This window comes from Bradyrhizobium sp. (assembly GCF_004799445.1).
GTDB lineage: Bacteria > Pseudomonadota > Alphaproteobacteria > Rhizobiales > Xanthobacteraceae > Bradyrhizobium.
Genome location: NZ_SSNA01000188.1, coordinates 1 through 8,960 on the forward strand (window position 1 = coordinate 1; position 8,960 = coordinate 8,960).

At 60.8% G+C, this 8,960-nt stretch carries 6 protein-coding genes and 1 pseudogene; 2 read left to right on the top strand and 5 right to left on the bottom strand.

What is annotated here, in order from left to right:
- From E8A46_RS24185 to E8A46_RS24205, 5 genes and pseudogenes are all read right to left on the bottom strand, one after another.
- Positions 1-326: pseudogene (locus tag E8A46_RS24185) on the bottom strand (ABC transporter permease); the annotation flags it as partial.
- Positions 323-1,276, bottom strand: coding sequence for an ABC transporter permease (locus E8A46_RS24190; protein WP_291566616.1), 954 nt, complete (start codon positions 1,274-1,276; stop codon positions 323-325). The gene E8A46_RS24190 and the pseudogene E8A46_RS24185, both read right to left, overlap by 4 nt.
- Positions 1,269-2,801, bottom strand: a complete 1,533-nt coding sequence (locus E8A46_RS24195) for a sugar ABC transporter ATP-binding protein (RefSeq protein WP_291566624.1) — start codon at positions 2,799-2,801, stop codon at positions 1,269-1,271. The genes E8A46_RS24190 and E8A46_RS24195 overlap by 8 nt, the downstream gene beginning before the upstream one ends.
- A gap of 614 nt (positions 2,802-3,415) precedes the next feature.
- Positions 3,416-4,414, bottom strand: coding sequence for an NAD(P)-dependent oxidoreductase (locus tag E8A46_RS24200; RefSeq protein WP_363252461.1), 999 nt, complete (start codon positions 4,412-4,414; stop codon positions 3,416-3,418).
- Entirely contained in the window at positions 4,410-5,714 is a 1,305-nt protein-coding gene (locus E8A46_RS24205; RefSeq protein ID WP_291566618.1) for a Xaa-Pro peptidase family protein, read from the bottom strand. Before E8A46_RS24205 ends, E8A46_RS24200 begins: the two co-directional genes overlap by 5 nt.
- Positions 5,715-5,837: 123 nt before the next feature.
- On the opposite strand from E8A46_RS24205, the gene E8A46_RS24210 reads away from it, so the two are divergent.
- Together E8A46_RS24210 and E8A46_RS24215 are read left to right on the top strand one after the other, a co-directional pair.
- Positions 5,838-6,902 (top strand): LacI family DNA-binding transcriptional regulator, encoded by a 1,065-nt coding sequence (locus tag E8A46_RS24210; protein WP_291566620.1) that lies wholly within the window; start codon positions 5,838-5,840, stop codon positions 6,900-6,902.
- A gap of 439 nt (positions 6,903-7,341) precedes the next feature.
- The gene (locus E8A46_RS24215) at positions 7,342-8,652 is read left to right on the top strand and encodes a sorbosone dehydrogenase family protein (RefSeq protein WP_291566622.1); all 1,311 of its coding nucleotides are present in this window, start codon (positions 7,342-7,344) and stop codon (positions 8,650-8,652) included.
- The last annotated feature ends 308 nt before the right edge of the window (positions 8,653-8,960 follow it).

An 8,960-nucleotide genomic window follows, 5' to 3' on the forward strand; every position in this document is an offset into this window, starting at 1 on the left:
CAGCCAAGGCCGGTAGCGCCACCAAGCCAGACTGAGCCTGTGGCTTTGATGACGGTGGCCGCAACGCACGCCGAAAACGCAATGTTGGCGCCGATGGAAAGGTCCAAACCTCCGGTGAGGATTACCAACGTAAGGCCCGCCGACATGAAGAAAAGCAGGCTTGTCTGACGCAACACATTGAAAATGTTGTTCGTCGTCAAGAATGCATCACTGAGCAGAGCAAGTACAACGCAGATGATCGCGGCTCCCAACAGACGAAAGACGAGTCGCACCAGGTCCTGTGAAATGCCGATGCGCACAGACGGAGAAACGTATGCGGTGCTCATGACGGGCCCCGAAGGCTGTCGATATACAGGGCGAGAATGACCAACACGCCGATGCAGGCGACTTGCGCCGAAGACGGCACCGCCATCAGATTTAAGCCATTGCGCAAGATTCCGACCGCGAATACGCCGAGCAACGTGCCGAATAACCATCCATTGCCGCGCTCGAACGACGTGCCGCCGACCGCAACCGCCGCAATGGCATCGAATTCCATGCCCAGCGCGGCAGTCGGATGACCCGCATTCATTCGCGCCGTCAGCAGCATCGCGGCAACACCCGCCATGATGCCGCCAAGACCATAGACCGCGATCAACATGCCGCGATCGGGCACACCCGCAAGTTTCAGCGCTTCGCGATTGCCGCCCAATGCTGGAACGTAAGTGCCAAAACGGGTGTGATAGAGCAGTACGTGAAAGAAGAGATAAGCTGCACCGCCGAGAACGATCGGCATCGGCACACCGGAAACCTTACCGGAATAGATGAACAGTATGCTTGGCGGAACGCCGACGACGCTTTGCCCGTCGCTGACGATCAGGGCCAGTCCCTGAGCGACACCGAGCGTTCCGAGCGTTGCGACAAACGGCGGGATCGCCATCCATGCAACCAGGATTCCGTTTAGGACGCCGAATGCCAAACCCACAGCGAGGGCCGTGGCAAGACCGAGAATAAAAGATCCGGTCGCCACGACCGTCAGGGCAAGCACGACTGAAGCCAGCGTCAGAACCGCTCCAACCGACAGATCCAGCCCTTCCGTCATGATGATCAATGTCATCGGCAAAGCGATCATCAACAGAATGGTCGACTGCATGAGAACATTGGACAGGTTTGCGGCAGAAAGAAATCCAGGTGCGACCGTCGCAAAAAGCGCCGAAAGCAGAACGAGGACAACGGCGACACCCGGGATGGTTGCGATGGGTGAGTTCGCGGTGGAGGCGGTAGCGAGATCAGGCATGGTGCATCCCCAGTCTCAGGATATTTTCTTCCGTCAATTCTTCGCGCGCGAGTTCGCCGACGATGCGACCCTCACGCATGACGTAAGCGCGATCGCAGACATGAACGATCTCGGACTGCTCTGAACTGATCATCAGAACAGCCGCTCCCTCCTGCACGAGACCATCGATCAGGTTGAATATTTCGGCCTTTGCACCGACATCTATGCCGCGCGTGGGCTCGTCGATGATAAAGAGGCGTGCGCCGGTCGTCAGCCATTTGCCGATAACGACCTTTTGCTGGTTGCCACCGGACAGGAAATTGACGATTTGACGTGTCGATGGAGTTGCAATGCGCAATCGCTGCACCGTCTCGTCGGCAGTCCGTCGCGCTACGGTCTTCCGGAAAATACCGTCGGGAAATAGCTTGTTCAGTCCAGCAACAAGCAAATTATCGCCGACGGAACGCAACAGCGCCAATCCCTGGGTTTTCCGGCTTTCCGGGATTAAAGCGAGGCCCTGTCGAACGGCCACGTCCGGTGCGCCCTTTCGCAATTCCCCGAAAACGTGGATTTGGCCCGATGCGATCCGATCCGCGCCGAAGATTGCCCGCGCAACCTCGGTACGACCCGAGCCAACCAGCCCGCAAAGTCCGACGATTTCGCCGGAGCGAACGGTCAAATTGATGTCTGAAATGCCATTAGCCGCCGTTACGTTCTGTACATCGAGAACAATCTCGCCCGGCTTCTCGCAGAAATGACGTCCATAGCTGGTATCGACTGAACGGCCAACCATGAGCCTTACAAGTTCGTCCGGCGTTGTCTCCGATGGCAGTACGCTCCCTACCTTGCGGCCATCACGTAAAACGGTAATGCGATCGCCAAGCTCGAAAACTTCAGCCATGCGATGGGAGATATAGATGATGGCCACTCCATCTGCCTGGAGCTTCCTCACCATGACGAAAAGACGTTCGATTTCCCGATCCGAAAGCGCTGCAGTTGGTTCGTCCATCACCAGGATGCGGGCATCTTGGGAGAGCGCCTTGGCGATTTCGACCATCTGCTGCTGGGCAATGCCGAGCTTATGGACGGGAGTGCGGGGATCAATGTCGAATCCAATCTGATCGAGTACCCGCTTGGCCTCGTCGCGGATCCGTTGCCGATCGATGGTCCCGGGCAGCACGCCCGGAAACTCGCGACCAAGAAAGATATTTTGTGCGATATCGAGATAGGGAACCAGCGAGAATTCCTGAAAGATGACAGCGATGCCAAGTGCTCGGGCATCGGCGGGATCGTGCATCTCCACCCGCTCGCCCTTAAAATAGAACTCACCGGCATTGGCGGTATAGGCGCCGCATAACACCTTGATCAACGAGGATTTGCCGGCACCGTTCTCGCCAAGCAGCATATGCACTTCGCCCGGCCAAATGGCGAAGGAAACATCGTCGAGCGCTTGGACGCCGGGAAACGACTTGCTGATGGAGCGCAGCTCAAGCAGCGGAACACAGTTTCCCGAACCAGATTTCAAGCGGGCGCCCGCGCTACCCATGAACTCGTGGGCCAGACTCATATTGCCATACCCTGATGATGCAGCAGTTCGAAGCAACCGACGCCGGCGCCACGATCGAGAAGGTCTACTGTCTCCAGTTCGATGGTATTCATCGTTACTCCTCCCGTTGATATTGACCCTTTTCGGGTTCTTGCGGCAGATTTCCCGCCGGTTCGAAGGACGCTTAAGCGTGGCCTGTGACAACCTGGAATGTCGACCCGATCCCAGATATCCGCACTTTCGGATCAAGACCGAAATCGAAGCAATTTGACCGTATTTTTCGTTCGTCGAGCGCGCTGCAAACGATTGCGTCCCTAATCTACATGAAATCTCGGGTCAATCTGTGTTTCGCTTTGAATCCGGCTGACTGTTTGGCCTACGAAGGCGAGCCGCATCTCGGACGGCTCTGTTTGGGAGAGAGATGAAGCTGACGGAAGAATCTATGCAGCCACCCCTGCTTTGAGAGGGGAGAAGGAGGCCAAAGCGAAGCCGCGACTGCCCTGTGAGTCAGGCGGACAGGTAAAGCTGGTTGGCATCGTCCTCGAACATGCGGATGCGGACCATCAGCCGATACACCCGCAAATAATTTTCAGAATTTAACTTTTGCGCGGAGCTCATTTTGCATCCTCGAGCCCGGTCGGCATCGGCACGTTCTCGGGCGAGAGCGTAATGCCGGCGGCCAGCGCCACGGTCTCCAGCAGTGCGGCAAAATCCTTTTCCAGATGCGCGGCAGGGTCCGACCTCAGGGTCGCCGCGCCGAAATGGCTCTGCAGCGCCTCGCGCGTCGCCGCCGTCACCGGCATAGCGACATCGAGATCGCGGGCGGCCTTCAACCCGAGATCGAGATCCTTGCGCAACAGTGCAGGCGTAAACGTCGTGGTCCAGTCGAGATTGACCAGTGCGTTGCTCTTGTACTTGGTGAAGGTCGAACCGAGCACGCTGGCGTTCATGAAATTAAGGAACGCGTGGCGCGGCACGCCGGCCTTTTGTGCCAGAATGGTGATCTCGGCGAGATTCTCGATCACGACGCCGAGGAAGACGTTGTGCGCGATCTTGCAGATGCGCGCCAGTTCGCCCTCGCCGACATAGGAGACACCGGAAGCCGCGATGGTCGCCAGATAAGGTTGCACCTGGTCGAAAGCCGCCTTCGGGCCTGACACGACAGTGGAGAGCTTGCCGGCCTTGACGCATTTGCCGTTGCCGCTGACCGGGGAGCTTACGAATTCGCAGCCCAGTTGCTTCAGCCGCGCGCGGATCGCTTCCGACTGCTCGATCCCGATCGAGGAACAATCCACCAGAATTTTCGGCCGCGGCCCGGAGGCGCTCGCGAGGAGACCGTTCTCGCCGAAATAGACCTGCTCGAGATCCTTGCCGGTCGACACCATCGTGAACACGATGTCGGCGCCGGCAAGCTGGTTCGGGTGATCGACGATCCGCCCGCCCTTCTTGGCCAGCGGCTCGGCCTTGGCGCGCGTCCGGTTCCAGATTGCGACTGAATTGCCGGTCTTCAGCAAACGCTCGGCCATCGGGTAGCCCATTCGTCCCATGCCGATCCAGCCGAGTGAATGTTTTGCCATTTTCTTCTCCTTGGATTTTTCTGCCGGTCGCTCAATAGCGATTGGCGATTGGCAGCTCTTCCGCCGGGAACAATGTGATGACCTTGCAGCCCTTGTCGGTGACGACGACTTCCTCTTCGATGCGGGCCGCCGAAAAGCCGTCGGTCGCCGGACAATAGGTCTCCAGCGCGAACACCATGCCGGTCTTGATCTCCATCGGATTTTCCAGCGACACCAGCCGCGAGATGATCGGACGCTCGTGAAGCGCCAATCCCAGCCCGTGGCCGAACTGCAGGCCGAATGCCGCCATTTCGTTCGGGAAACCGAACTCCTCGGCCTTTGGCCAGACGCTCGCAACCGTGTCGGTCGAGACGCCCGGCTTGATTAGCGAGATGGCAACATCGAGCCATTCGCGGCACCTCTTATAGGCGTCGTGCTGCACTGGCGTGGCGCGTCCGATATTGAAGGTACGGTAATAACAGGTGCGATAACCCTGATAGGACTGCAGGATGTCGAAGAAGGCCTGATCGCCCGGCCGCAGGATGCGGTCGGTGAAATTGTGCGGATGCGGATTGCAGCGCTCGCCGGAGATGGCGTTGATGGCCTCGACGTCGTCGGAGCCCATCTCGTAAAGCATCTTGTTGGCGAGCGCGACGATGTCGTTCTCGCGCACGCCGGGCTTCAGCGCCTCGTAGATCGAGTGATAGACGCCGTCGACCATGGCGGCGGCCTGGTTGAGCAGCATGATTTCATCGACGTTCTTGATCTCGCGCGCGTCCAGCATGACCTGCTGGCCGTCGACGACCTTCATGCCGGCTTTCTGCAGCTCGAAGAACATCGCGGTCTCCGCGATATCGACGCCGACCGGCATGTCGGCGACGCCTGCCGCCCGCAGAAGGCTCATGACTTCCTCGGCGTGCGCCTTCATCAGCCCGACCGCCGGCGGCACGGTGCCGCGCATGCCGAGCATGCCGGCGCGACAATTGTCCGGCACCAGCCAGTCGCAGTTGATGCGGTGATGCACGGCGGCCGAGCCGAAATCCCAGACGATCGGCTCGCCGTCGCCGGCCAGCAGCGCGAAGCGACAGAGCTTGTCGCGCTCCCACTCGCCTATCTTGGTGGCTGAGACGTAACGGATGTTGTTGACGTCGAACAGTAGCAGCGCGCCGCATGGCGAGTTCTTCAGTGCTTGTCGCGCGCGGGCCAGCCGGTAATGGCGCAGGCGATCGAAATCGATCCGCCGCTCGAAATCGACCGACATGTGGCCGTGCGAGGGTATCGCCCGATCCCAACGCCAATGCGGTTCGAGATGCTCGGGGCGGATCAGATGCGGCTTGAGCGCGTTCGAGACCTTCATAGGGGATGACCGGCTGGAGTGTATTGCAATCGATTGCATAAAGGGTATCAAGGGATCTGTCAAGGGCGATGCGGACCTGCTATGCCGACTATCAGGCTTTGGCGCGACGACGGAACGCCGTGAATGGTGCATAAAACTGGTACCGGACGAACCACGAAACAGGCGTTTTCGTCACGCCCAACGATTAAGGATGTGGCCGCCAAATGCGGCGTGCATCCCTCCACCGTGTCGCGCGCGCTCAGCCCGGCGATGAGCCATCTGGTCGCACCCGACGTCGCCAAGCGCATCCGCGCCGCGGCCGCGGCGCTGGGCTATCAAGTGAATGTGGCCGCCGCGGGCCTGCGCACCGGGCGGTCGGGCCTGATCGGCGTGCTCGCGCCAGACATCGCCGACCCCGGCTTCCCGCCGATCCTGAGCGGCGTCACTGAGACGCTCGGTGCCGAGGGTTATGCAACGATCGTCGTTGACGTTGGAACCGACTGTTCGCGGGAGCAAGAAATTGTCGACCGGCTGATTGCCCGCGGCGTCGATGGCCTGGTGCTCGCGACGGTGACGTTGAACGATCCGGTGGTCGGCCATTGCCTCGCCGCTTCGATTCCCGTCGTTTTGGTCAACCGCACCGATGCTGGCCGGCGGTTGTCGGCGGTCGTGACCGACGACGAAGCCGGAATGCGGCTTGCCGTCGAACATCTCGTCGGGCTCGGCCACATCCGCATCGGCCATATTGCGGGACCGCAGAACGTTTCGACCGGCGCGCTGCGCCGCGCGGGTTTCAAGGCCGCCGCTGCGCGCGCGGGGCTATCGGCGCACAGCATCATGATCGAGATCTCGCGCGCCTATACGCGCGAGGAAGGTCGGCTGGCGGCGCTGCGCCTGCTCGACCGCAAGCTCGCACCGACCGCGATCGTCGCTGCCAACGACCTGCTTGCGCTCGGTATCTACGACGCGCTCAGCGAGCGCGGATTGAACTGCCCGGCCGACGTGTCGGTGGTCGGCCACAACGACATGCCCTATGTCGATATGCTATCGCCGCCGCTCACCACCGTGCGGATCGCGCAACGAAAAATGGGCAACCAAGCAGCCCGCTTACTGCTCGACCAGATCGCAGATCCCACCGCACACCGCAAGCGCCTGGTACTGGAGCCAAGTCTGATCGTGCGGACTTCAACAGTTCCACCGAAGCGTTGACCCGGTAACTGCGGAAGGCAACTTAAGCGGAACACTGCGCGGGCGTCGATGATTACCGGGCACATTTTAGTGGTTGATGGCGGATACTTCACTCAATAGTCCTTCAACAAAGCCGCCCCGGAAGATCGAATCTGCGTAATCTTCGCTGCAGCGAGCATTTCAAATTCACCATTATGCGAAAGTTGGTGCCAACGGCCGCTTTGCGCCAACTGCGGTCATTCGCCAACTGATAAACCTCCGGCCGAGAACTTGCCGATCTCGACTTAACTGTGCAGGTAGCGCAGTCCCCAATTCCCTGCTGCAGCCGAGGCGTGGTAACTGCCGGCCTTAGCCTTGCCGGACTATTGGAATGCGCTCCGGGTGCCGGAGAGTTCGCACGTCGACAGTTTTAACGCGCCCTGGTGTCGGATAGTGTGCGCACGATCAACAGGGGAACTACATGAGCTTGTCCGGTATTTTTGCGCGAATAGTCGCGCTGATCGGCGCCGCAGCGCTGCTGTGGCGCCGGCTGCAGGGCGCAGCACCCAAGCCGGCCTGGGGCAGCGCTCCGGTGGTACCAGTGGCGAAGCCGCAGGGCGCCATCCCGACGCTCAAGATGCCGACGGCCAGAGGTTGGACCGACGGGCAGATTCCAGTGGCGGCGCCGGGGCTCAAGGTCAATGCGTTTGCGACCGGGCTGAAACATCCGCGCTGGATCGAGGTGTTGCCCAATGGCGACGTCCTCGTGGCCGAGTCGAATCAGGTCGCCGGACCGACCAGGAGCGTGTTCAGCTACGCGATGCAGGCCACGATGAGACGTGCCCGGGCCCTCGGCGTCAGCGCAAACCGCATCACGTTGTTGCGCGACACCGATGGCGACGGCATCGCCGAAAAGCATCAAGTTTTCATGGAGCTACTGAACCAGCCATTCGGCATGGCGCTGCTGGGCGACACGTTCTATGTCGGCAACACCGACGGCGTGGTGGCCTTCCCCTATGTGGCGGGCGCGGACCGCATCACCACACCTGGGCGGATGCTCGTCACCTTCAAGCCCGGCGGGCATTGGACGCGGAGCCTGCTGCCGAGCCCCGATGGCCGGAAACTCTTTGTCGGGGTCGGTTCGTCCAGCAATATCGCCGAGAACGGCATGGCCGAAGAGGAAGGCCGAGCTGCGATCTACGAACTCGATCTGGCTGATGGCACAAGCCGCATTTTTGCTGGCGGCCTGCGCAACGCGGTGGGCATGGCATGGGAGCCCACGACCGGCGTGCTCTGGACGGTGGTCAACGAGCGCGACGGCCTTGGTGACGAGACCCCTCCCGACTATCTGACCTCGGTCCGCGACGGGGGTTTCTACGGCTGGCCCTATTGCTACTGGGGGCAGACGGTGGACGATCGGGTACCACAGGATCCGGCCGCGGTCGCAAAGGCCATGACGCCGGACTACGCGCTGGGCGGGCACACCGCGTCGCTGGGTCTATGCTGGCTACCGGCAGGCACGCTTCCGGGCTTTCCCGACGGCATGGCCATCGGGCAGCACGGCTCCTGGAACCGCAGCACGCTGAGTGGCTATAAGGTCGTGTTCGTGCCGTTCGCAAACGGACGCCCGTCGGGGCCGCCGCGGGATATTCTGTCAGGGTTCCTCGCACCGGACGAGCAGGTGTCCTATGGCCGTCCGGTAGGCGTCACACTCGGTCCCGACGGCTCTATTCTGGTGGCGGACGACGTTGGCGACGTGATCTGGCGCGTAACGGGCGAGCGGCAGGGCTGAGCGAGCCCACGACAGCTTATGCCGGAGAACGTAAGCGTCTGCCTGTTGAGCCCATCTCCGCCAACTAGTTCGATGTCTGCTCTTGCGGATATTGTTGCAAAACCAATCGCCTCCCTCGCCCGCTCGTTGCGCCATATGAAAAGCCGCCGCTGGGCTGAGATCAGCGACGGCTTATCCGCACGGTGCGCTTCGTCCGCTTCGCGCCGATTGTGTTGAAGAAGTCGCCGCCTTAGGTGTTCTGGGTGGCGCGAGGAGACAGGCGCGCGGGAGCTTGTTTGCTTTCAGGCCGGCATCGGGGCGGGCAGCGG